Source organism: Nonomuraea sp. 3-1Str, assembly GCF_031570565.1.
Classification (GTDB): domain Bacteria; phylum Actinomycetota; class Actinomycetes; order Streptosporangiales; family Streptosporangiaceae; genus Nonomuraea.
The window spans coordinates 112328-133121 of sequence record NZ_JALHBK010000007.1; the positions used below are offsets into that span (position 1 = coordinate 112328).

At 74.1% G+C, this 20794-nt stretch carries 23 protein-coding genes; 10 read left to right on the plus strand and 13 right to left on the minus strand.

Going from position 1 to position 20794, the window contains the following annotated elements; genetic code table 11:
- Positions 1 to 89 precede the first annotated feature (89 nt).
- The 5 genes from MTP10_RS14110 to MTP10_RS14130 all read left to right on the plus strand — a co-directional run bounded on the left by MTP10_RS14110 (position 90) and on the right by MTP10_RS14130 (position 4485).
- Entirely contained in the window at positions 90 to 899 is an 810-nt protein-coding gene (locus tag MTP10_RS14110; RefSeq protein ID WP_310709600.1) for an NAD(P)H-binding protein, read from the plus strand.
- A gap of 50 nt (positions 900 to 949) precedes the next feature.
- A complete protein-coding gene (locus MTP10_RS14115; RefSeq protein WP_310709601.1) occupies positions 950 to 1327 on the plus strand; it encodes a TIGR03618 family F420-dependent PPOX class oxidoreductase in 378 nt (125 codons plus the stop codon).
- A gap of 31 nt (positions 1328 to 1358) precedes the next feature.
- Positions 1359 to 2234 carry a haloalkane dehalogenase gene (locus MTP10_RS14120; RefSeq protein ID WP_310709602.1) on the plus strand — a complete coding sequence of 292 codons (876 nt, stop codon included), beginning with the start codon at positions 1359 to 1361 and terminating at the stop codon, positions 2232 to 2234.
- Between the two features lie 29 nt (positions 2235 to 2263).
- Positions 2264 to 3148 (plus strand): NAD(P)H-binding protein, encoded by an 885-nt coding sequence (locus tag MTP10_RS14125; protein WP_310709603.1) that lies wholly within the window; start codon positions 2264 to 2266, stop codon positions 3146 to 3148.
- A gap of 161 nt (positions 3149 to 3309) precedes the next feature.
- The gene (locus MTP10_RS14130; RefSeq protein WP_310709604.1) at positions 3310 to 4485 is read left to right on the plus strand and encodes an MFS transporter; all 1176 of its coding nucleotides are present in this window, start codon (positions 3310 to 3312) and stop codon (positions 4483 to 4485) included.
- Here MTP10_RS14130 and MTP10_RS14135 read toward each other — a convergent pair.
- The 5 genes from MTP10_RS14135 to MTP10_RS14155 form a co-directional block, all read right to left on the minus strand.
- Positions 4456 to 5676, minus strand: coding sequence for an MFS transporter (locus MTP10_RS14135; protein WP_310709605.1), 1221 nt, complete (start codon positions 5674 to 5676; stop codon positions 4456 to 4458). The genes MTP10_RS14130 and MTP10_RS14135 overlap by 30 nt on opposite strands.
- 85 nt (positions 5677 to 5761) lie before the next feature.
- Positions 5762 to 6337 (minus strand): CGNR zinc finger domain-containing protein, encoded by a 576-nt coding sequence (locus MTP10_RS14140; RefSeq protein WP_310709606.1) that lies wholly within the window; start codon positions 6335 to 6337, stop codon positions 5762 to 5764.
- A 174-nt stretch (positions 6338 to 6511) separates the two neighbouring features.
- Positions 6512 to 7261 (minus strand): MBL fold metallo-hydrolase, encoded by a 750-nt coding sequence (locus MTP10_RS14145; RefSeq protein WP_310709607.1) that lies wholly within the window; start codon positions 7259 to 7261, stop codon positions 6512 to 6514.
- A gap of 22 nt (positions 7262 to 7283) precedes the next feature.
- The gene (locus MTP10_RS14150; RefSeq protein ID WP_310709608.1) at positions 7284 to 7874 is read right to left on the minus strand and encodes a DinB family protein; all 591 of its coding nucleotides are present in this window, start codon (positions 7872 to 7874) and stop codon (positions 7284 to 7286) included.
- A gap of 27 nt (positions 7875 to 7901) precedes the next feature.
- The gene (locus MTP10_RS14155) at positions 7902 to 8648 is read right to left on the minus strand and encodes a 2OG-Fe(II) oxygenase (RefSeq protein ID WP_310709609.1); all 747 of its coding nucleotides are present in this window, start codon (positions 8646 to 8648) and stop codon (positions 7902 to 7904) included.
- A gap of 101 nt (positions 8649 to 8749) precedes the next feature.
- Between MTP10_RS14155 and MTP10_RS14160 the strand changes: the two genes are divergently transcribed.
- On the plus strand, positions 8750 to 8968 hold the full coding sequence (locus tag MTP10_RS14160; RefSeq protein ID WP_310709610.1) for a hypothetical protein: 219 nt from the start codon (positions 8750 to 8752) through the stop codon (positions 8966 to 8968).
- A gap of 91 nt (positions 8969 to 9059) precedes the next feature.
- Here the strand turns inward: MTP10_RS14160 and MTP10_RS14165 are convergent, their stop codons facing one another.
- The gene (locus MTP10_RS14165) at positions 9060 to 9515 is read right to left on the minus strand and encodes a MarR family transcriptional regulator (protein WP_310709611.1); all 456 of its coding nucleotides are present in this window, start codon (positions 9513 to 9515) and stop codon (positions 9060 to 9062) included.
- 86 nt (positions 9516 to 9601) lie between these two features.
- On the opposite strand from MTP10_RS14165, the gene MTP10_RS14170 reads away from it, so the two are divergent.
- On the plus strand, positions 9602 to 10051 hold the full coding sequence (locus MTP10_RS14170) for an SgcJ/EcaC family oxidoreductase (protein WP_310709612.1): 450 nt from the start codon (positions 9602 to 9604) through the stop codon (positions 10049 to 10051).
- A gap of 32 nt (positions 10052 to 10083) precedes the next feature.
- Positions 10084 to 10710 carry an NAD(P)H-binding protein gene (locus MTP10_RS14175; RefSeq protein WP_310709613.1) on the plus strand — a complete coding sequence of 209 codons (627 nt, stop codon included), beginning with the start codon at positions 10084 to 10086 and terminating at the stop codon, positions 10708 to 10710.
- A 78-nt stretch (positions 10711 to 10788) separates the two neighbouring features.
- On the opposite strand, the gene MTP10_RS14180 is transcribed toward MTP10_RS14175, so the two are convergent.
- Positions 10789 to 11505: an FCD domain-containing protein gene (locus MTP10_RS14180; protein WP_310709614.1), complete on the minus strand. Its 717-nt coding sequence runs from the start codon at positions 11503 to 11505 to the stop codon at positions 10789 to 10791.
- A gap of 315 nt (positions 11506 to 11820) precedes the next feature.
- Between MTP10_RS14180 and leuA the strand changes: the two genes are divergently transcribed.
- Complete coding sequence (gene leuA, locus MTP10_RS14185) at positions 11821 to 13545, plus strand: 2-isopropylmalate synthase (protein WP_397334461.1); 1725 nt, start codon at positions 11821 to 11823, stop codon at positions 13543 to 13545.
- Here the strand turns inward: leuA and MTP10_RS14190 are convergent, their stop codons facing one another.
- On the minus strand, positions 13546 to 14499 hold the full coding sequence (locus tag MTP10_RS14190) for an oxidoreductase (RefSeq protein ID WP_310709616.1): 954 nt from the start codon (positions 14497 to 14499) through the stop codon (positions 13546 to 13548).
- Positions 14500 to 14552: 53 nt separating this feature from the next.
- Here MTP10_RS14190 and MTP10_RS14195 point away from each other — a divergent pair, with 53 nt between their 5' ends.
- Positions 14553 to 14969, plus strand: coding sequence for a MerR family transcriptional regulator (locus MTP10_RS14195; RefSeq protein ID WP_310709617.1), 417 nt, complete (start codon positions 14553 to 14555; stop codon positions 14967 to 14969).
- Positions 14970 to 15076: 107 nt separating this feature from the next.
- On the opposite strand, the gene MTP10_RS14200 is transcribed toward MTP10_RS14195, so the two are convergent.
- From MTP10_RS14200 to MTP10_RS14220, 5 genes are all read right to left on the minus strand, one after another.
- A complete protein-coding gene (locus MTP10_RS14200; protein ID WP_310709618.1) occupies positions 15077 to 16450 on the minus strand; it encodes a hypothetical protein in 1374 nt (457 codons plus the stop codon).
- Positions 16447 to 17112 carry an ABC transporter ATP-binding protein gene (locus MTP10_RS14205; RefSeq protein ID WP_310709619.1) on the minus strand — a complete coding sequence of 222 codons (666 nt, stop codon included), beginning with the start codon at positions 17110 to 17112 and terminating at the stop codon, positions 16447 to 16449. The genes MTP10_RS14200 and MTP10_RS14205 overlap by 4 nt, the downstream gene beginning before the upstream one ends.
- Complete coding sequence (locus MTP10_RS14210; protein ID WP_310709620.1) at positions 17105 to 17629, minus strand: PadR family transcriptional regulator; 525 nt, start codon at positions 17627 to 17629, stop codon at positions 17105 to 17107. The genes MTP10_RS14205 and MTP10_RS14210 overlap by 8 nt, the downstream gene beginning before the upstream one ends.
- Positions 17630 to 17671: 42 nt before the next feature.
- Positions 17672 to 20002 (minus strand): polysaccharide lyase 8 family protein, encoded by a 2331-nt coding sequence (locus MTP10_RS14215; protein ID WP_310709621.1) that lies wholly within the window; start codon positions 20000 to 20002, stop codon positions 17672 to 17674.
- 200 nt (positions 20003 to 20202) lie between these two features.
- The gene (locus MTP10_RS14220; protein WP_310709622.1) at positions 20203 to 20739 is read right to left on the minus strand and encodes an ATP-binding protein; all 537 of its coding nucleotides are present in this window, start codon (positions 20737 to 20739) and stop codon (positions 20203 to 20205) included.
- Between the last annotated feature and the right edge of the window lie 55 nt (positions 20740 to 20794).

The window sequence follows — 20794 nt, forward strand, 5'->3', positions numbered from 1 at the left end:
TCCTGCGCACGCTTCCAGTGGACATGTCCCTCGGGGACACGCTAGAGTCCCTTTAAGTCAGTCAACTAACTTACTGAAGGGCAACAGCCATGATCGTCGTCACTGGAGCCACCGGCAACGTCGGCCGCGAGCTCGTCAACGCTCTCGTCGCCGCGGGCGAGCGGGTCACGGCCGTGTCCCGCAACTCCGCCGAGGTCCCCGACGGAGCACTGCACCACCGGGCCGACCTGAACGACCCCGTGAGCCTGCGCCCCGCGCTGGACGGCGCCGAGGCGATCTTCCTGCTCGTGGCCGGGGACGACCCGCACGCGATCCTGAAGGAGGCCGCGGGCGTCAAGCGCGTCGTGCTGCTGTCCTCGCAGGGTGCGGGCACCCGGCCCGAGGTCTACCGGCACCCGGCCATGTTCGAGCAGGCCGTACGCGAGTCGGGGCTCGACTTCACGATCCTTCGGCCGGGCGGGTTCGACTCCAACGCCTTCGCCTGGGCCGAGTCGATCCGGACCACGCGCACCGCCGCCGCACCCTTCGGGGACGTCGGGCTGCCGACCATCGACCCGGCCGACATCGCGGAGGTCGCGGCCGTGGTGCTGCGCGAGTCCGGGCACGCCGGCCGTACGTATGAGCTGACCGGGCCCGCGCTCACCACCCCGCGCGAGCGGGTGGCGGCGATCGGCGAGGCGCTCGGTGAGCCGGTGCGGTTCGTGGCGCAGACCCGCGAGGAGGCGCGGGCGCAGATGCTCCAGGTGATGCCCGAGCCCGTCGTCGAGGGCACGCTGGCCATCCTGGGCGAGCCCACCGCGGCCGAGCTGGCCGTCAGCCCCGACGTCGAGCTCGTGCTCGGGCGCGCGCCCCGCACCTTCGCCCACTGGGCCGCCCGCAACCTGCCCGCCTTCCGATGAGCCCGGCCGATGGGCGCGGACCGATGAGCGCGGCCGATGTACGCCAACCGATGAGCGCCGCGATCGAGCGGTTTCTCGCCGAGCCGCACGTGGCCACCCTCACCACTCTGCGCCCGGACGGCTCGCCGCACGTGGTCGCGGTGCGTTTTACCTGGGACCGTGCCGCGGGCATGGCCCGGGTCCTGACCACCGGCGCCACCCGCAAGTCCAGGAACCTCGCCCGGCCGGGCGGGCGTGTGGCGCTCTGCCAGGCGGTGGGGTTCCGATGGGTGACGCTCGAGGGCGCCGCCACGGTCCACGACGCGCCCGAGCGGGTGGCCGAGGGCGTACGCCGCTACGCCGCCCGCTACGGGGCGCCGCCGCCGAACCCGCCCGGCCGCGTGGTCATCGAGATCGCGGTCGACCGCGTCACCCGGCTCAACGTCTGAACCCGGACTCCACACGAAGGACCACCAGATCATGCCTGTTCAGCACATCCTCGACTCCACCATGCACCACCGGGAGTCCGGCGCCGGGACGCCGATCGTCTTCCTGCACGGCAACCCGACCTCGTCCTACCTGTGGCGGGACGTCATGCCGGCCGTGGGCGCCGGACGGCTCCTGGCACCCGACCTCATCGGCATGGGCGAGTCGGGCAAACCCGATATCGAGTACACCTTCGCCGACCACGCCCGCTACCTCGACGCCTGGTTCGACGCGCTTGGCCTCCAGGACGTGGTGCTGGTCGGGCACGACTGGGGCGGCGCCCTGGCCTTCGACTGGGCCGCCCGCCACCCGGATCGGGTACGCGGCATCGCGTTCACCGAGACCATCGTCAAGCCGATGACCTGGGAGGAGTTCCCCGAGGGCGGCCGCGAGCTGTTCCGTGCCATCAAGACCGAGGGCGTCGGCGAGGCCATGATCCTGGACGACAACACCTTCATCGAGCAGGCCCTGCCGGGCACCGTCGCGACGCCGCTCTCCGAGGGGGACCTGGACGTCTACCGCAAGCCGTACCCGACGCGCGAGAGCAGGCTGCCGCTGCTGCGCTGGCCGCGGTCGATGCCGCTGGGCGGCGAGCCGGCCGACGTCGTGGCCAGGATCGAGGCGTACGACCGGTGGCTGGCGGACAGCCCCGACGTGCCCAAGCTGCTGCTCACGTTCGCGCCCGGGCCGGGGGCGATGATGCACGACGCCATGGTCGCGTGGTGCGCCGCCACCATGGCGGGCCTGGAGATCGAGCGCTCCGAGGCCGTCGCCGGGCACCACACGCCGGAGGACCAGCCCGCCCTGATCGCCGCGGCCGTCTCGTCCTGGGCGGATCGGCACGGCCTCCGACGAACCGGCGCGGAATAACGCCCCACGTGTCACGGCTGACCCGTGGCGTGACCACGATTCTTGTGACCGGTGCCACCGGCAACGTCGGCCGGGAGGTCGTCGCCCGGCTGGCGGCCGCCGGCGTCTCCGTCCGGACGCTCGTGAGGGACGCGCGGCGGGCCCCGGAGGGCGTCGAAGCGGTGGAGGGTGACCTGGCCGTCCCGGCCACGCTGGAGCCGGCGCTGGCCGGGGTGGAGGCGGTGTTCCTGATCTGGCCGTTCCTCACCGCCGAAGGGGCCCCGCCCGTCCTCGACGTCCTGGAGCGCCACGTCCGGCGCGTCGTCTACCTGTCCTCGTCAGGGGTGAACGCGGCAGGCGTGAACGCGTCAGGGGTGAACGCGTCAGGGGTGGACAGCGCCTCCGGGCGGCGGACCGACCCGATCAATCAGCTCCATGCCGACATGGAGCGCCTGATCACCGGGTCCGGTATGGAGTGGACCGTCCTGCGGGCCGACACGATCGCCTCCAACACGCGCGGCTGGGCCGCCCAGATCCGCGACGCGGGCGTCGTGCGCGGTCCCGAGATCGCCCCCACGGCGGTGGTCGATCCGCGTGACGTCGCGGCCGTGGCGGCGAGGGTGCTGGCCGGCGGGGGCCACACGGGGCAGACGTACGTGCTGACCGGCCCCGAGGTGATCGGGCGGGCCGATCAGGTACGGGCGATCGGGGAGGCCGTCGGGCGCCCGCTGCGCTTCGAGAAGGTCCCCGTGGAGGAGGCGCGGGCCCGGATGCTCGCCGACGGCCGGCCTCCCGCGCTGGTGGAGGCCCTGCTGTCCGCCGCCGGGACGCGAGCGCGGTCAGGAGTGGTCACCACCACGGTCGAACAGCTCACCGGCGCGCCGGCACGCACGTTCGCCCAGTGGGCCGCCGACCACGCCGCCGACTTCCGCTGACCACCCACCCGCCTGACCACCCGCCCGCCGCGGCGCCCCGGTTCCCGCGATGCCGGTTCCCGCGATGCCGGTGAGGTCTGAAAGCCGCCGGTGTCAGACATGTCGTGACTGTTTGGCTGAGTCGTTCCCCGAAGCAGCCATCAACGTCCGAACGGAAACCCATGTCCACGGCAGTCCTGACCCGCTCGCGCCCGCCCATCGTCGGCTGGCTCGCCGTCACCACGCTCACCCTCGGCATCTTCGCCATCGTCACCAGCGAGATCCTGCCCATCGGCCTGCTGACCACCATCGCGGCGGACTTCGGCGTCTCGGAGGGCACCGCGGGCCTGACCATGACCCTGCCGGGCGTCGTCGCCGCGGTCGCCGCCCCGGCCGTCACCCTGGCCACCGCGCGCCTGGACCGCCGGGTGATGCTGTGCGCGCTCATGGTGGTGCTGGCCCTGGCCGACGTGCTGGCGGCGGTCGCCTCCGCCTACTGGGTGATGCTGGTCTCCCGGGTGCTCGTGGGGCTCACCATCGGCGGCTTCTGGTCCATCGGCGCCGGGCTGGCCGCCCGGCTGGTGCCGGCCCGGTCGGTCGGCACCGCCACGGCCCTGATCTTCTCCGCCGTGCCGCTGGGGTCGGTGCTCGGCGTGCCGGCCGGAACCCTCATCGGGCACGTCGCGGGCTGGCGGACGGCCTTCGTGGCCCTGGCCGTCCTGTCGGCCGTCGTCCTGGCGGCCCTGCTCGTGCTGGTGCCCCCGCTGCCCGCGCGGCAGGTGACCAGCGCCCGGGTGCTGCGCGACCTGCTGCGCGGGCGGGGCACCAGGGTGGCGCTGCTCGCCACCGCCCTCGTCGTCCTGGCCCACTTCGGCACCTACACCTACGTCACGCCGTTCCTGGAGCAGGTCACCGGGCTCGACCCGGCCTCCGTCAGCGCCGCCCTCCTCGCGTACGGGGTGGCGGGCATCGCGGGCAACTTCGTGGCCGGCCGGGCCGTCGCCGTGGCCCCGAGGGGCACGTTCGCAGCGGCCGGCTGCCTGATCGCCGCCGCGACGCTCCTGCTGCCCGTGGCCGGTACGCGGGCCGGCGGCGCCTTCGCGCTGCTCGTGCTCTGGGGGCTGGCCTACGGGGCCGTGCCGGTCTGCTCCCAGGCGTGGTTCGCCAGGGCCGCGCCCCACGCTCCGGAGGCCGCCACGGTCGTGTTCACCTCGTCGTTCCAGGCCACGTTCGCGCTCGGCGCGCTGCTCGGCGGGGTCGTCGTGGACGCGTTCTCCGTCTCGGCGGTGATGGTGTGCGGCGCTCTGGCGGCGCTGCTCATGGCGGCGTCACTGGGACGGCTGGGCCGCTCCGGCTGACGCCGGAGCGTGCTCGCGGCGTAGGCGCAGCAGGCGGCGCATCGCCACGATGCCCGCCAGCGGCCCCACGGCGAGCACGGCGAACGCCCACCGCCAGCCGACGGCCTGCTCGGCGGCCGGGACCAGCCAGATCGTCGCGCCGGTCAGCAGGAAGCCGAACGCCATCTGCAGGGTCAGCGCCGTGCCCACGTAGCTCTGGTCGGCCAGCTCGGTGACCAGCGCGGAGAACTGCACCGAGTCGCCCACCACGCTGTACCCCCACACCAGACCGACCACGACCAGCAGCCAGAGGGGCGCCCCCATGAGCAGCCCGATGAACGCGGCGCAGGCAGCCGAGACGGCCATCATGCCGATCGCGGTGCGCTCGCGGCCGAAGCGGTCGCCGAGCAGGCCGCCGGTGTAGTTGCCGAGGCCACCGACGGCGAAGACGCCGAAGGTGACGTAGATCCCGAGGAGCGAGTCCTCCATCCCGTGGACGCGCAGCGCCGCTGAGATGAACAGCAGGAACCACGTCCACATGGCGTACAGCTCCCACATGTGGCACAGGTACCCGATCGTGGCCAGCCGGGTGCCGCGGTCGCGCAGGACGCGGCGGGCCTGGCGGGGGTCCAGCACCGCGGCGGGGAACGGGTACGGCCCCTCCTTGACGACCGTGAGCGTGACGAGCCCGCCGGCCATCGTGAGCACCGAGGTGGCCACGATGACAGTGCGCCAGTTCAGCCCGCCGAGGCCGTTGATCAGGTGCGGGACGCCGGAGCTCACGGTCAGCGCGCCGATCAGCAGCCCCATCGCGGCCCCGCGCCCGTCGCGGTACCAGGTCGAGATGAGCTTCAGCGACGGCGGGTAGACGCCCGCGATGAACAGGCCGGTGGCGAAGCGGGCCAGGCTGCCCCTGAGCGCGTCGTGGGTCAGGAGCAGGGCCAGGTTGGCGACGGCGGCCCCGATCGAGCTCAGGAAGATCAGCCTGATGGGCGGCAGCGCGTCGGAGACGGCGAAGACCGCCGACAGCACGGCGCCCGCCACGAACCCCCACTGCACGGAGATCGTCAGCCAGGCGGCGAGGTCGGGCGTGAGCCCCCACTCCTGCCGGACCTGCGGGATCACCGCGGTCGCCGAGAACCAGGTGGACTTGAGCAGCAGCAGCGTCCCCGCGAGGACGAACAGGGTGCGGCGGGCGTCCGGACGGGCCACGGGACCGGTCCTTTCTCGACGGTGATCAGGCAGGAGACCAGGCGGGCATCCAGGCGGGCATTCGGGCGGGCATTCGGGCGGGCCTTCAGGAGGGCTCGGTACCGGCCGGAGGCGCTGCACGGCGGGCGCGGTAGGCGGCGACCGTGTTGCGGTTGAGGCAGGTCTTGGAGCAGTAGCGGCGGCGAGGGCCGCGTGAGATGTCGGCGTAGACGCGCTCGCACGCGGCGTCCGGGCACACACCGAGCCGGCCGGCCCCGTACTCGCAGATCACGAACGCCAGCCCCACCGCGGTGTTGGCCCGGACACGGTCGACGAGCGCGGCGCCGGGAGGGCCGTAGTGCAGGTGCGGGCCCTCGCCGTGGTCGGAGATGTGCGGGTGCATGGGCACCTCGCCCATGACGGTGTTGAGCAGGTCGACGGCCCGCGCCTCGTCGTTCTCGGCGAACACGGGCCGCAGCCGCCGCGCCCAGAGGCGCAGCGCCTCCGCCTCGTCCTCGGTCAGCGGATGGTCGACCTTGAAGTTGTACGAGGTCAGCAGGGCGCCCAGGGCCTCGGGGGTGGGGACGGGGGCGTCGGCGGTCACCGCGTTGACCAGGGCGACCGCCGTGCCCACGCCGTCGTTGCGGTAGCCGGTCACCTCGGTGGGGCTGGTTCTCGCCATGAATCCATCGTAATCTCAATACGTCACGAATGACATTACGTTCTCCCCATCCGTCGCTGCGCGTGCGGCGGCATGGGCGTGCGCCTGATCGCATGCGAGGAGTCGCCGCGTGCCGTCGCCGAGCTGACGGGGCCGGCGGGCGTCACTGAGCTGTTCGCCCACCGGCGCGGCCCGTCAGACCTCCAGGACCATGCCGTCCTCGGCGAGTTCGAGGTCCAGCTCCGCCCGCCGCGCCAGGACCTGCGGCCCCGCGTGGGTGAGCAGCAGCCGCCGGCATCGCAGCCGGTCGAGCCGGGCGATCAGCTCCGGCACGTGCAGGTGGTGGCGCACGGCCCGGTCGAACGTGTAGCCCTCGCAGAGGAACAGGTCGGCCCCGTCGGCGACGTCGATCAGCGTGTCGGTCCAGGCGCTGTCGCCGCTGTAGGCGATCGTGCGGCCGCCCACCTTCACGCGCAGCGCCAGCGCGGCCGCCCCGGCGGCGTGGTCCGCCTCGTACGCCCGTACCTCGACGTCCTCGACCAGCGCGGACGAGCCGGGCGCCACCTCGTGTACGTGCACCGGGAACCGCCTGCTCACCGACGCCGAGCCCGGGAACAGCACCTCCATCGCCCGCTCCAGTCGTGCCTCCAGGCCGGGCGGCCCCACCAGGTGCAGCGGCCGCACCCGCCGCGTGAACTGGCCGTCCAGGATGAGGAACGGCAGCCCGCCGAAGTGGTCGCCGTGCAGGTGCGACACCGCCACGACCGAGACGTCGCCCGGCTGCAGCCCGAGCCGCTTCAGCCCGGGCAGAGCCGTGGCGCCGCAGTCGACGAGCAGCGCCCCGTCACTCCCCGCGGCCTGGACGTGCACGCACGTCTGCAGCATGCCGCCGTCGCCGAACGCGTTGCCGGCCCCCGCCAGCGTGACCCGTACAGGAGCGTCCATGGTCACGAGTCTGGCATGTGGCTCATTCTCCGGCCGCCTCCCGGGCCACGCGCTCCAGGCGGCTCCGGTACTCCTCCCACCACTCCGGGCCGGCCTCCGGCAGGTTGCCGGCGTCGGCGCGCAGGCCGGCGGCGCCGTCGATCAGCTCGCGCACGATGTCGGCGTGGCCGGCGTGCCGGTTGGTCTCGGCGGTCACGTGGATGAGGATCTTGTGCAGCGTGACCTCGTTCCGGTGCTCCGGCCACCACGGCACGCGCCCGGTCGACTCCAGCGCGAGCGCGCCGATCGTGGCGTCCGTGTGCTCCCACGCGCGGTGGTACAGCGCGATGATCTGCTCGCGGGACTCGTCGGCGGTGGCCCACAGGTCGGCGTTGGGCTCGGCGCCCTCCTCGAACCACGGCTGCGGCTCGGCCGACGGCCGTCCGAAGACCTCGCCGAAGTACCCGAGCTCGACGCTCGCCAGGTGCTTGACCAGGCCCAGCAGGTTCGTGCCGGTCGGGGTCAGGGGGCGGCGGACGTCGTACTCGGAGAGTCCGTCGAGCTTCCACAGCACGGCCTCGCGGGCGGTCTGGAGGTAACGGTGGAGGTCCGCTTTGGGGTCGTAGCTGGTCATGCCGGGCATTGTGTCACTGATCGGGCGTCAGGCAGCGTCGTGGAAGACCAGGCCGAGCGTGCGCCGCAGACCGTGCCGTACCGTGCTGACGCCGTGCCGTACCGGAGCGGCCGACCAGCCCCGCGCCGAGGCGACGGGCCGGTCCCGGGTGGTGAACACGAGGCCGTGGCCCTGCGGCAGAAGCGTCACCGTGCCGCGCGACTGGGCGCGGGGCCGCTGCTCGACCAGCAGGAACTCCCCTCCGCCGTAGCCGGATCCGGGCTCGTCCAGGCCGATCACCACCTGCAACGGGAACACCAGGTCCCCGTACAGGTCGCGGTGCAGGGCGTTCCAGTCGCCCTCGCGGTAGCGCAGCAGGATCTGCGTGGACTTGGTCTGGCCGGCCTCGTGGCACATCGCCAGCCACGCGTCGAGGGTGTCCGGCCACGGCGCGGGCCTGCCGAGCCGGTCCGCCCAGTCCCGGGCGATCGGCAGCAGGCGTGGGTACAGCGCCTGGCGCAGCTCCTCGACCAGAGCGGGGAACGGCCGGGCGAAGTACCGGTACTGCCCGCGCCCGAAGCGCAGCCGCTCCATGTCGACGGTCGAGCGGAACAGCGCGGCCTCCTCGTACAACTCCGCGATCCCCCGGCACTCCTCGGCCGTGAGGAGCGGGCCGGTCAGCCCGCAGCCGTGGGCGTCCATCTCCCCGGCCAGCCGTCCCCAGTCGGCCCGCCCGACCCGTTCGGGTGAGGTGAGCTGTGAGGTGAGCTGTGAGGTGAGCTGTGATGTGTGCATGGCGTCTCTCCTTTCCCTCTCTTCAACACCGGAGGGGCCCGGAATCCCGGCGGTTTTCGGACGTCACGCTGCGGTCACGGCACGCCCCCGATGCTGAGGCCATGGAGAGAACATGCATCCGCAAGGCATGCGCCGTCCTGCTGGGCTCCCTGAGCCTGGCCGCCACGCTCGTCGCGTCGGCGGGCGCAGCCGCCGCGCAGAGCACCGACACGACGCAGCAGACGATCAGTGGACCGTCGGCCGGGGACCGCGCCGGTCCTCGATGCGGGGAGGGCTGGTACTGGAGCGACCGCTGGGACAGGTGCGTACGGCGCCGCTGACCGCTCGTCCACCTCGCCCAGATGTGACGCCTCAGCGTCCCGGTGTCCCGGCGCCGGGCGCCGAGGCATCGCGATCTCGCGATGAGCCCGGTCACGCGCGCAGGTCGTCGGTGGCTTCCTGGTACGCCGCGGCGGCGCGGGTGAAGTAGTCGAACAGCACGTCGAGCTGCTCGGGCGAGTATCCGCGGAGGATCTCGCCCACCTTCTCGCGGGCCGGCGCCATGACCTCGTCCAGCCGGGCGGGCTTGCCGACCGTCTCCACGATGACCTTGCGGCGGTCGTCCGGCGACGGGGTGCGGCGTACGTACCCCGCCTGCTCCAGCCGGTCGATGAGGCGCGTGGTCGGCCCCGTCGTCAGCCCGGCGCGCTCGCCCAGCTCGCCCGGGGTCATCGCGCCGTTGAGCTCCAGGATGTTGAGCGCGTACAGGTCGGTGGCCCCGAGGTCGCAGGCCCGCGCGCCGGCCTGGCCGTGCAGCAGCACCGCGCTCAGGTAGCGGCGGTAGACCGCGCCCGCGTCCGGTCGCATCCCCTGTGTTGACACCGTCACGCCTCCATGTCTAATCTCTTCCTCAGAGAAGAGAAATCTTCAGAGAAGAAACTTCTTCTGTGAAGCTACCATGGAGGAGCAGGGACATGAACCACCAGCGCACCACCGAGGCCGACACCGCCGCCGTCCGGCACCTGCTGGAGCGGTCCTGCGAGGCGTGGAACCGCGGCGACGGCGCCGCCTACGGCGAGCTGTTCACCGACGACGCCACCGACGTCACCTTCGTCGGCACCGTCTACCAGGGCGGCGAGGAGATCGGCCGCGCACACCAGGCCCTGTTCGACAGCTTCCTCAAGGGCACCCGCCTCGCCATGGAGATCCTCGACATCCGCTTCTACGGCGCGGACACGGCCGTGGTCGTCAGCCGCGGCGACGTCCACAAGGGCAGGCCGGGGAAGCTCGGCAAGGTCCAGACCTACACGCTGGTCCGCGGCGAGGACGGCCGCTGGCGCATCGCGGCCGTCCAGAAGACCAAGCGGCAGCGCCTGATGGAGGCCGTCTCCTTCAAGTTCCAGCCCGCCACCAAGCCGCGCTGACCCCGCCGATCCCCCGAGAGCAGGACACAGACATGGCGACCATCGCCGTCATCGGCGCCACCGGCCGCACCGGGCGCGTCCTCGTGGAGCGGGCGCTGGCCTCCGGTCACGACGTCACCGCGATCGCCCGCCGCCCCGAGACCCTGGGCCTGCGGCACCCCCGCCTCACTCCGCACGCCGCCGACGTGCTGCGCCCCGGCGACCTCGCCGGGGCCCTGTCCGGGCACGACGCCGTCGTCTCGGCCCTCGGCTCGACCGGCCGCGGCCCCACCACCGTCTACTCCGCCGGCACCGCGGCCATCGTCGCCGCCATGGGCACGAGCCGCCGGCTGGTCGTCCTGTCCTCGGCCGGGCTGGGGACGCCGCCCGGCGCGGGCCCCGTGACCAGGCTCGCCGGCCGGCTGCTGTACCGCGTCATGCGCCACCCGTACGCCGACATGCGGCTGATGGAGCGGCTGCTGGCCGCCACGGACCTCGACTGGACCGCGATGCGACCCACCGGCCTGACCGACCGGCCCGCCACGGGCCGTCCGCGCGTGAGCGTCGGCGCCACGGAGCGCGTCGGCACCCGCACGTCCCGGGCCGAGCTGGCGGCCTTCATCCTCGACCGGCTCGACGACCCGGCGACCTTCCGCACCACGGTGGCCATCTCGTCCTGAGCCGAGCGGCGGATCATGTCCTGCGGTCGCCCGTCCTCTCGTCCCCGCCTCGCCCGCCTCTGACGGGCGGGCGTCGGCTCATCCGGAGTGACGGGCCTCCCGCTGGAAGAGGCGGAGGGTGTCGCTCAGCTCGCGTTCGATGATGCGCCCCGACGCCTCGGAGTCGCCGGCGCGGATGGCCTCCACCAGCGCCGCGTGGGAGTCGTCGCCCAGCGCCGGGTCATGGGCGCGCAGGTCCACCAGGGCCATCAGGTCGGTCAGCCCCCGTCGTAGCACCGGGACGAAGTCCGCGAACAGGCCGGCGAGCAGCGGGTTGTGGCCCGCCGCCACCACGGCCGTGTGCAGCGCGATGTCGGCGTCCACGAACCTGGCGTCGTCCGCCTCCACGGCCGCCCGCCGCCGCTCCTCCAGCGCCCGGTCCATCGCCTCCAGGTCCTCCGCGGTGCGGCGGGCCGCCGCGATCCGGGCCGACTGCACCTCGACCATGGTCCGCACCTCGTACAGGTCCACCACGGCGGCACGGCGCAGACGAGCAGGCCAGTCCTCCGCCGGCTCGGTGGCGATCACGTACACGCCGGCGCCCTGACGGGCGGCGAGCAGGCCGGCACCGCTGAGCGCGCGGATCGCCTCGCGGACCGTCGAGCGGCCCACGCCGAGCTCCCTGGCCAGGGTGGTCTCGCCGGGAAGCTTGGTGCCGACCGGCCAGTGGCCGCCGGTGATCTGCTCGCGCAGCCGCTGGGTGGCCTGGTCCACGAGGGGGCTGCGGCTGAGCGGGGCGAGACCGGGCGACATCATCCGTACCTCTCAGGTTGTCTGAGGAGCTGTGGTGTGGTTAGTGTAGCGCCCATGACGCTGCCCGGTCTTCTTCTCGGCCGCCGCGGCGGGGCCTGACGCGATCGGCGCCCCGCCGCGGGACCCCGTGCCGCCGGTCGCCTGCCGTTCCCCGTCGCCAGGCCCGTTCCAGGCCCGTTCCACAGAACGGGTCATCCCGGAGAACGGGCCGTCCCAGAGAAGAGGACCTCCATGTCCACGTCGTTCCCCGGCCTGCGCACCCCCTCCGGCGCGGTGCCCGTCGCGCAGCCGCGCTGGAACCCCCAGCGGCCCAGCGCGATGCCGTCCTTCCGCTACCGGCCCGTTCACGACCGCGTCGCCGTTCCCCTGGAGGGCCGACGGTGGCCCTCGCGGACCGTCACCGCCGCCCCCCTGTGGGTGCCGGTCGACCTGCGCGACGGCAACCAGGCCCTGGCCGACCCCATGGACCCGGAGCGCAAGCGCCGCATGTTCGAGCTGTTCCTCGCCATGGGCTTCAAGGAGATCGAGGTCGGCTACCCGTCGGCCAGCCGGACGGACTTCGACTTCGTCCGCCTGCTCGTCGAGCACGACCTGGTGCCCGACGACGTCACCCCGGTCGTGTTCACGGCCGCCCGGCGCGACCTGATCGAGCGGACGTACGCCTCGATCGAGGGGCTGCCGCGCGCCGTCGTCCACCTCTACACCGCCACCGCTCCCACCTGGCGGGACGTCGTCCTCGGGCACGGACGCGACGAGCTGCGCGCGCTCATCACCGAGGCCGCCGAGGACGTCGCCCGCGCGGCCGAGGGGCGGCCCGGGGTGCGGTTCGAGTTCTCGCCTGAGGTGTTCAACCTCACCGAGCCCGACTACGTCCTGGAGGTCTGCAACGGGCTGTCGGCGCTGTGGGACGCGAGCCCCGACCGGCCGGTGATCCACAACCTGCCGGCCACCGTCGAGGTCGCCACGCCCAACGTGTACGCCGACCAGATCGAGTACATGGACCGCCACCTCGACCGGCGCGACGGCGTCATCCTGTCGGTCCACCCGCACAACGACCGCGGCACCGGCGTCGCCTGCGCCGAGCTGGCCGTGCTGGCGGGGGCGCAGCGGGTGGAGGGCTGCCTGTTCGGCAACGGGGAGCGCACCGGCAACGTGGACCTGGTCACGCTGGCGCTCAACCTGCACGCCCAGGGCGTCGACCCGATGATCGACTTCTCCGACATCGACGTCATCCGCGAGACGGTCGAGCACTGCAACCGCATCCCCGTCCACCCCCGGCACCCGTATGGGGGCGATCTCGTCTACACGGCCTTCTCCGGCACCCACCAGGACGCGATCAAGAAGGGCTTCGCCCACCACGAACGGCGGTCCGCGGAGCTCGGCGTGACGCCGGACCGGGCACCGTGGGCGGTCCCGTACCTGCCGATCGACCCGCGCGACGTGGGACGCGACTACGAGGCCGTCATCCGCGTCAACAGCCAGTCCGGCAAGGGCGGCGTGGCGTACGTGCTCCGCGCCGAGCACGGCCTGGACCTGCCGCGCGGGCTGCAGGCCGACTTCTCCCGGACGGTGCAGGCCGAGGCCGAGCTGAGCGGCGGCGAGGTGACGGGGGAGCGGCTGTGGGAGCTGTTCCAGGCGACGTACGCCGGCAGGACCGGCCCCGTGGAGCTGCTGCGCTGGAAGGTGGAGGGCGCGGACGGCGAGCACGCGTTCACCGGGGACTTCGTCGTCGGCGGGCGCGAGGCGCGGGGCGAGGGGACGGGTGTGGGGCCGCTGGCGGCGCTCACCGCGGCGCTGCGCGGGCTGGGGGTCGACGTGGAGATCACCGGCTACACCGAGCACGCCGTCCCCGCCTCCGCACACCCCGCCTCGGTGGGCCCCGGCGGCGCCGAGAGCGTGGCGGCGGCGTACGTGGAGTGCCGGGCCGGCGACGCGACCGCGTGGGGGGTGGGCCTGGCCTCCTCGGTCCTGACCGCCGCCGTGGACGCCGTCGTGTCGGCCGCCAACGCCGCCCTCGGCGCTCCCGGCGCCCCGGGCGCCTGATCAGGAGAAGGCGTCCACCCCGGTGAGCTCGCCGGACAGCTTCCAGAGCCGGGCCGCCTCGTCCGGGTCGACGGCCCACGGCTTGACCCCGCCGACGAGCATGTCGTCGGTCGTGGCCGGCTCGGCGACGTCGCAGTCCTGGCAGTAGGCGCCGCCGTGGTCGTCGAGCAGGGGCGAGGTCGCCGCCCACGTGGCCGTGGCCGCCCCCTGCCGCGGGGTCTTGAAGCCGGCGGGCGGAGTGCCGTCCGGCGTGATCCAGCCGAGCGCGGCCTGCTCCTCCAGGGGTACGTGCCGTTGCAGCGGCGTCAGGATGCTGCCGGGGTGCACGGCGTACGCGTGCACCCCGGCCGCGGCGCCCAGCCGGTCGAGGTGGACCGCGAACAGCGCGGCCGCGGTCTTGGCCTGGGCGTAGGCCAGCCAGCCGTCGTACCCGCCCCGGAAGTGGACGTCGTCCCACCGCATGCCGGACAGGAAGTGCCCGGAGGAGGAGACCGCCACCACGCGCGCCCCGCCCGCGGCGAGGACGGGGCGCAGGTGGTTGACCAGCGCGTGGTGCCCGAGGTGGAGGGCGAAGTGGGCCTCCCAGCCGGGGCCCACGCGGGTCTCGGGGCAGGCCATGACGCCCGCGTTGGCGATGACCACGTCGATCGCCCGGCCCTTCTCTAGGAGGTCGCCGGAGAAACGCCGCACGTCCGCCTGGTCCATCAGGTCGAGCGGGCCCACCTCCGCACGCGGCACGTCGCGCAGGGCCGCACCGGCCGCGTCCGGACGGCGGGCGCCCACCACCACCCGGGCGCCGGCCCCGGCCAGCGCCCGCGTGATCTCCAGCCCCAGCCCGGAGTAACCGCCGGTGACCAGGGCGGTCCGTCCTGTCAGGTCGAGGCCGGCGAGCACCTCCTCGGCCGTGCTCCACGCGCCGAACCCACTACCGATCTTGTGCTGCCTGTTCGTCATGGGCTCGACGCTAGAATCTAGAGCTCGCTCTAGGTCAAACCGTGGAGGGAAGCGTGGCGGACGGTCTGTCCATCGGGGACGTGGCGGCGGCCACCGGCCTGAGCGTGCACGCGCTGCGCTTCTTCGAGCGCGAGGGCCTGCTCCTGCGCCTCATCCCGCGCTCCGCCGGGGGCCGCCGGGTCTACGAGCCGGCGGACGTGGAATGGCTGCTGCTCTGCAACCGGCTGCGCGAGTCGGGCATGCCGATCGCGACGCTGAGGAGGTTCGCCGGACTGGTCCGCTCGGGCCCCGGCAACGAGCGCGACCGCCTGGAGCTGCTGCGCGAGCACGAGCGCGACGTCCGCGCCCGGATCGCCGAGCTGACCGCGAGCCTGGAGGTCATCCACGGCAAGGTGGTCGCCTACGAGCGGCACGTCGCGGACGGCACCGCCACCGGCCTCTGGTCCCCGACCCCCTCACCCCCCGCCTGACCGCTCGCCGGGCCGCAACCTGCGCCACCACTACCTCGGGCAGGTCGGCGTCTCGCCCGGCGACCACCGCCGCGCCTTCCCGCGCCCGGGCTCACACTCCGGCGAGGTCACTCGTCCCGGAGCCGCTCCGGAGCGGCGGTCCGGCGCAGCAGGGGACGGGAGAGCCGGGCCACCACCAGGGCGGCGAGGATCCCGATCCCGGCCATGACCACCGCCCGCCCGCCCGCCACGGCCAGCGCCGCGGGCGTCTCGGCGTACACCTCCGGCGCCGTCGCGATCACGACCGCCGCCCCGGCGACGGCCGCGACGGCGCACACCGGCAGGGAGGCGATGAGCGCCTGCCGGGCGAGCACCCGGCCCAGTGAGGGCGCCTCGGTTCCGGAGGCCGCGAGGGCGGCGAACGAGCCGCGGTGGTCGAGCAGCGCCTCGGCCTGGTGCGCCACGAGGGCGGCGGCCGAGACGACGAGCGCGAACAGCAACGACAGGTCCACGAGCGCGTACGCCGTGACGGCGAACGGCGACTCGGCCACGTAGCCTTTCACGATCCCCGGCCCCTGCTGGGCGCCCACCATGGCTCCGAAGAACACGGTCAGCCCCACCACGGACAGCGCGCGGGCCCACCCCCGGGGGTCCGCCTCCAGCATCCGGGCCGCGAGCAGCGTCTCCGCCTCCCCGGTGCGGCGCCCCACCCGGCGGGCGGCGGCCCCGATCAGCCAGGCCGCGCTGAGAACCAGCCCGAACAGCAGCAGCACCGCTCCGGTCACGAGGACCGCCGACATCCCGTACGCGTCCAGCCACAGGAGCCGGCCCTTCCCGGTCAGGATCGCCACGATGAGCCCCGCACCCACCGTGACCATCACCAGGTCACGGACGTGGGCTTGAGCCGGCCGGGACCGCCGCGTCACGCCCAGCGGTGAGGCGATCACGTGCCGCCCCGCCAGCAGCCCCGACAGCATCCCCCAGAGCGCGACCCCCAGCAGGACGCCGAGCGCCGTCAGCGGCGACGCGCCGCCGAGGGCCCAGGCCCCCGCCAGGTACACCGCGGCGCCGCACACCCCTCCCACCAGAGCCTGCCGGCCTCCTTCGTACGCACCGAGCAGCCGGACGTCGCCCGGCGTGGCCCCCGCCAGCCGCAGGGCGGCCAGCCGCCTCTCCCGGGTGGCCGCGGCCAGGCGGCTCACCTGGTGGACGAAGGCCGCCGCGGGCACCGCCAGCAGCGCCAGGACCAGGGCGGTGACCGCCCGCCGGTCGGGGGTGGCGAACGCGGCCATCACCCCATGCACCTGCGCCGGATCGCCGGAGCCGGCGTCGGCCAGTCCCAGCCGGGTCCCCCGGTTGAGCGCGCTCACCGCCGAGGTGAGCAGGCTGACCGCCGAGCAGAGCAGGAGCACCGCGAGCGCCGCCCCCGCGGCCATGAGGCGCCCGCGCGCCCGCTCCCTCCGGGACCCGCCCCGGGCCAGCATCCGGGCCAGCGCGATCACGTGGTCACCTCCGCGGCGACGGCGCCGTCACGCAGGACGACCTCCCGGTCGGCGTAGGCGGCCACGCGGTTGTCGTGGGTCACGAGCACCAGGGCGGCGCCGCTCCCGCGGGCCGTCCGGACCAGCTCGTCCAGCACCCGCTCTCCGCCGAGGGAGTCGAGGGCGCCGGTCGGCTCGTCGGCGAACACCACGCGCGGGCCGGTGACCAGCGCGCGGGCCACCGCGACCCGCTGCGCCTCGCCGCCGGACAGCTCGCCGGGGCGGTGGTCGGCGCAGCCGGCCACGCCCAGCCGCTCCAGCCAGGACCGGGCCGTGTTCAGCGACTCCTGGCGCGGATGGCGGCCGAACAGCAGGGGTAAGGCGACGTTCTCGGCCGCCGTCAGCTCGGGCACGAGCCGGCCGGACTGGAAGACGACGCCGAAGCTCTCCCTGCGCAGCCTCGCGCGGCCCGCCTCGTCCAGGGCGTCGACGCGCCGCCCGTCGAAGAGGACCTCTCCCGACTCCGGCCGGATGATCCCGGCCAGGCAGTGGAGCAGCGTTGACTTGCCGGACCCGCTCGGCCCGGTGATCGCGACGATCTCGCCGTCGCCGATCGTCAGGGACACCTCGTTCAGCGCGACGGTCCGGCCGAACGTCTTGCGCAGCGCGCGTGCCTCAAGCATCGCCGCCCTCCTTCAGGTCCGTGAGGCGGCCGAGGGCCGTCTCGATCCAGCGCAGATCGGCGTCGAGGTGCTGGAGCGCGTAGTCGGCGGCCAGCGCCTCGGCGGGTGAGCCCGCGGCCTTCTCGGCGGTCAGCTCCCGCATGCGGGCCAGGTGCGCGGCCCGCTGCCTGAGGAGGTAACCGTCGGCGGCGCCACCGGCCAGGCCGGCGACGACGACGCGGGAGAAGAGCGGGCTGGAGACGTACGGGGCGGGCGGCTCCGTCTGTTCGAGCCAGCGCGCCAGCTCGGCACGGCCCCGCTCCGTGATCGCGTAGACCGTCCGCTCAGGGCCGGCCTCCTGCGCCGTCTCCGCCACCTCGGCGAGCCCGTCGCGCTGGAGGCGCTGCAACGTCGCGTACACCTGGCCGTACGCCAGCGGCTTGGCGCCGGGCAGGCGCCGGTCGTGCTCGCGCTTGAGCTCGTATCCGTGCTTCGGGCGTTCGGTCAGCAGCCCGAGCATGACATGTCCTGTCGACATGGGCGCGACTATACATGGAATGTATACATGCCATGAATAGCTTCAGGCCGATGCGGTGCTGAGGGTGATCGTGCAGGAGGCGCCGAGGTGGCCGGCGAGGCCGTCGAAGCGGGCGGTGAGCGCCGGGCCGGTCGTGGCGCGGGTCAGCAGCGGGTGGCCCTCGACCAGGGCCGTCACCGGCCGGCGCCAGGTGACGGTCAGCTCGTCCAGGTCGCAGCGGGGGTCCGCCACGGTGAGGGTCGCGGTGCCGTCCGGCAGCTCGCGGAGCAGGACGGCGCAGGGCGCGGAGGCGGTCAGGGGGCCGGCCGTGCCCGGGTGCCAGAAGTTGACGCCGGTCAGCCCGAGTGACGGGACGTGGACGCCCTGCGCGCGGGAGGTGTTGGCGAGGACGCGGGCCCAGCCCGGGTCGGCGGCGCGGGCCCGGGTGCGTTCCTGAGTGGCGCCGGGGAGGAGCAGGTAGACGTACGCGGCGTCGCGCGGGTCGGCGCCGTGGTCCAGCCAGAGCGTCACGTAGTCGCGCGCCACAGCGCCCGCCGCCTCCGCCCCACCTGCCCCGGCGCGCCGCTCGCGGAGAACCCTCAGGGGACCGCCACCGGGCAGGACGTAGCCGCCGTGCCCGTCCAGGTGCGCCCAGCGCGCGACCCCCGTCCCTTCCGGAAGGTCATCGGCGGCCACCCGGGTGCCGTCGACCGTGAGAGGCGCGCCGGTGCGGCGGTTGTCGACGACCGTCTCGACCGGGACGCCGTCCTCGCTCCTGATGCCCGCCCCCAGGCACAGCACCGCGTCGTCCAGGAAGAACCACGACTTGAACGCCTCCATCGTGCTGTCCAGCCCGTTGAGGTGCTGCCCGACCGCCGCGTACGCGCCGTCGGACGCGCCCCCCACCCACCGGCCCGGCGGGCACGTGTCGCCCCATCCCGCGCCCGCCCCGTCGGGCAGCCGCTTGGTGGAGACCGTGGTGCCCGGCAGCCGGTACGGGTCCACGGTCGCCCAGAAGGAGTCGGAGTACTGGTCCCCGTGGCCCTCGGCCCACCAGTAGAGCATTCCGGAGCCGGTGTGCCAGCCGCGCAGGTTCTCGCCGTTGCCGTGCTCGTAGTGGCCCACCCGGTACGACGCCATGCTGAGCCCCGCGCACCAGCCCGGCGCGCGGTGGACGGCTCGGGCGCTCATGGGCAGCAGCCGGTGCCCGGCCGGCTCGGGGGCCGCCGGGATCCGCTCGTCGGCCGTGACCGCCGCCAGCCGGGCGTGGAAGCCCAGGTCGCCCTCGGCCTCCGCCGTGCCGAGCATCGGCCGGGCGGTGTCGCGGGCCGCCCATCCCTTGACCATCGCCCGCCAGCGCTCCCGGTCAGCGGCCGGCGCCGTCTCGGCGAGCAGCAGGATCGACGCCGCGATCATGCGTCCCCTGCGGTGGTCACCGTACGGCCGGCGCCCGACGCCGCGCCCGCCGGCCAGATCCATGCAGAACCCGTCATGGATCACCGGCGCGAACGACCCGTCCACGCTGTCGTGGAGCACCCGCCGTTCGTGCTCGGGGATCTCCCACGGCGTGCCGCGCAGCACGGCGAACAGCGCCGCCAGCCCCGCGAGGGCCACCAAGCCGTACCCGCCCTGGTACGGCACGTACGTGTGCTGGATGAACGAGCCGTCCCGGTAGAACCCGTCGCCCTCCTCGACGTACCGCAGGACGGGGGACAGCGCGGAGGCGGCCAGCGCGGCCCGGTCCGGGTCGGCCCCGAGGACGGCGCGCAGCAACATGACCGTGCACAGGTCCACCCGGTTCGCCCCGGTGCTGTTGCCGCTGTAGTCGTACAGGCGGCGCGGCGGCACGAAGTGGTCCACGGCGTCCCGCAGCCCGTCCGCCTGCCTGGAGGTGAGGTGCGGTGCGACGAGCACGGCCGCGTCGAGCAGGGCCTTGGGCACGCCGATCTGCCAGTTCCACCAGTTCCCCCTGGCCTCCGCGCCGGCGGCGTACACGTGCCGCCGGTAGTGGTCGAGGCCCGCGGCGACGGCCGAGGCGAGGCCCGCGTCGCCGGTCAGCCCGGTGCCGGGCAGCACGTACGCGCGGGCCATCGAGCGCAGCCGCGCCGGGGTGGCGTTGAACGACGGGTACGGCATGCCGGGCCAGAGCGACGTGGGGCCCGGCGCCATGGTGTCGCGGAGGCGGGCCGCCTCACGCCCCAGCTCCGCCAGCCTTTCCCGGTACGGCGGGAGCGTCGCCTGCCCGGAGACCGGATCGGTGGTCAGCGCGGTCCACCGGCGGCGCAGGACGGCGAACGCGTCACCCCACAGGCCGCCGGCGGCCACCGGGACGACCGCTCCGGCCGCCGCTGCCCCGCCGAGCACCAGGAGAGATCGCCGGGTGTATCCGCGCACGGGGCAGATTATCGCGTGACGACGCGCCCGCCCTGGGACGAAGGGCGAAGGGCGAGGGGGAAGGGGGAGAGGGGAAGGGGGGACCGCGATCCGATGGGGAGAGGTGCGAAGGATCGCGGCCCGTCAGGGTGGGGGAAAGGGGACGCCGGGGTCGATCCTTACCCGGTGACCTGCACGGCCCCGGCGTCCCGAGGGGGATCTCAGGAGGGCTCGGCGATGATCGCGGCCAGGCGCTGGGCGTGGCCGTGCGCAGCCCGCCTGACCGTGCCCGCGCAGGCAGTGCCCGCCGGCGCGTGCTCGGCCTGGGCGCTCACCGGCAGCTCGAACCAGACGACCTTCCCTCGCGGGGTGTGGTCGCGGCCCCAGCAGCAGGCGAGCATGTCCACCAGTTGCAGCCCGCGTCCGCGCTCGTCGTGGCGGCGGGACAGCTGTACGTCCGGCAGGTCGGGGTTGGAGTCCTCGACCTCGAAGCGCAGCAGGCCGTCGGACTCGGAGAGGCTGACGCCGATCGGCCCGTGGGCGTGCTCCAGGGCGTTGCTGACCAGCTCGCTGATGAGCAGCTCGGCCACGTCGGCCTGGTCGGCGAAGCCCCATTGGGTCAGCTTCTTGCGGACCAGGCGGCGCGCCCTGCCCACCTGGTGGGGGTGGGGCGGGAGCCGCCAGGAGGCGACCCGGCTGTCCACCGCGGTGTTGCCGCCGAGGGCGGCGATCAATGAGACCCAGGAGTGCACGTTCATGACACGTCCTCCTGGTGGGCACTGTCGCCGCAGTGGTGATCCACTGACGGGCTGG

What these genes read in the sequence shown, in the direction of transcription:
- MTP10_RS14110 (WP_310709600.1), top strand. Translation starts at nt 90, where the DNA reads ATGATCGTCGTCACTGGAGCCACCGGCAACGTCGGCCGCGAGCTCGTC.
- MTP10_RS14115 (WP_310709601.1), top strand. Translation starts at nt 950, where the DNA reads ATGAGCGCCGCGATCGAGCGGTTTCTCGCCGAGCCGCACGTGGCCACC.
- MTP10_RS14120 (WP_310709602.1), top strand. Translation starts at nt 1,359, where the DNA reads ATGCCTGTTCAGCACATCCTCGACTCCACCATGCACCACCGGGAGTCC.
- MTP10_RS14130 (WP_310709604.1), top strand. Translation starts at nt 3,310, where the DNA reads ATGTCCACGGCAGTCCTGACCCGCTCGCGCCCGCCCATCGTCGGCTGG.
- MTP10_RS14140 (WP_310709606.1), bottom strand. Translation starts at nt 6,337, where the DNA reads ATGGCGAGAACCAGCCCCACCGAGGTGACCGGCTACCGCAACGACGGC.
- MTP10_RS14145 (WP_310709607.1), bottom strand. Translation starts at nt 7,261, where the DNA reads ATGGACGCTCCTGTACGGGTCACGCTGGCGGGGGCCGGCAACGCGTTC.
- MTP10_RS14150 (WP_310709608.1), bottom strand. Translation starts at nt 7,874, where the DNA reads ATGACCAGCTACGACCCCAAAGCGGACCTCCACCGTTACCTCCAGACC.
- MTP10_RS14155 (WP_310709609.1), bottom strand. Translation starts at nt 8,648, where the DNA reads ATGCACACATCACAGCTCACCTCACAGCTCACCTCACAGCTCACCTCA.
- MTP10_RS14160 (WP_310709610.1), top strand. Translation starts at nt 8,750, where the DNA reads ATGGAGAGAACATGCATCCGCAAGGCATGCGCCGTCCTGCTGGGCTCC.
- MTP10_RS14170 (WP_310709612.1), top strand. Translation starts at nt 9,602, where the DNA reads ATGAACCACCAGCGCACCACCGAGGCCGACACCGCCGCCGTCCGGCAC.
- MTP10_RS14175 (WP_310709613.1), top strand. Translation starts at nt 10,084, where the DNA reads ATGGCGACCATCGCCGTCATCGGCGCCACCGGCCGCACCGGGCGCGTC.
- MTP10_RS14180 (WP_310709614.1), bottom strand. Translation starts at nt 11,505, where the DNA reads ATGATGTCGCCCGGTCTCGCCCCGCTCAGCCGCAGCCCCCTCGTGGAC.
- leuA (WP_397334461.1), top strand. Translation starts at nt 11,821, where the DNA reads ATGCCGTCCTTCCGCTACCGGCCCGTTCACGACCGCGTCGCCGTTCCC.
- MTP10_RS14190 (WP_310709616.1), bottom strand. Translation starts at nt 14,499, where the DNA reads ATGACGAACAGGCAGCACAAGATCGGTAGTGGGTTCGGCGCGTGGAGC.
- MTP10_RS14205 (WP_310709619.1), bottom strand. Translation starts at nt 17,112, where the DNA reads ATGCTTGAGGCACGCGCGCTGCGCAAGACGTTCGGCCGGACCGTCGCG.
- MTP10_RS14210 (WP_310709620.1), bottom strand. Translation starts at nt 17,629, where the DNA reads ATGTCGACAGGACATGTCATGCTCGGGCTGCTGACCGAACGCCCGAAG.
- MTP10_RS14220 (WP_310709622.1), bottom strand. Translation starts at nt 20,739, where the DNA reads ATGAACGTGCACTCCTGGGTCTCATTGATCGCCGCCCTCGGCGGCAAC.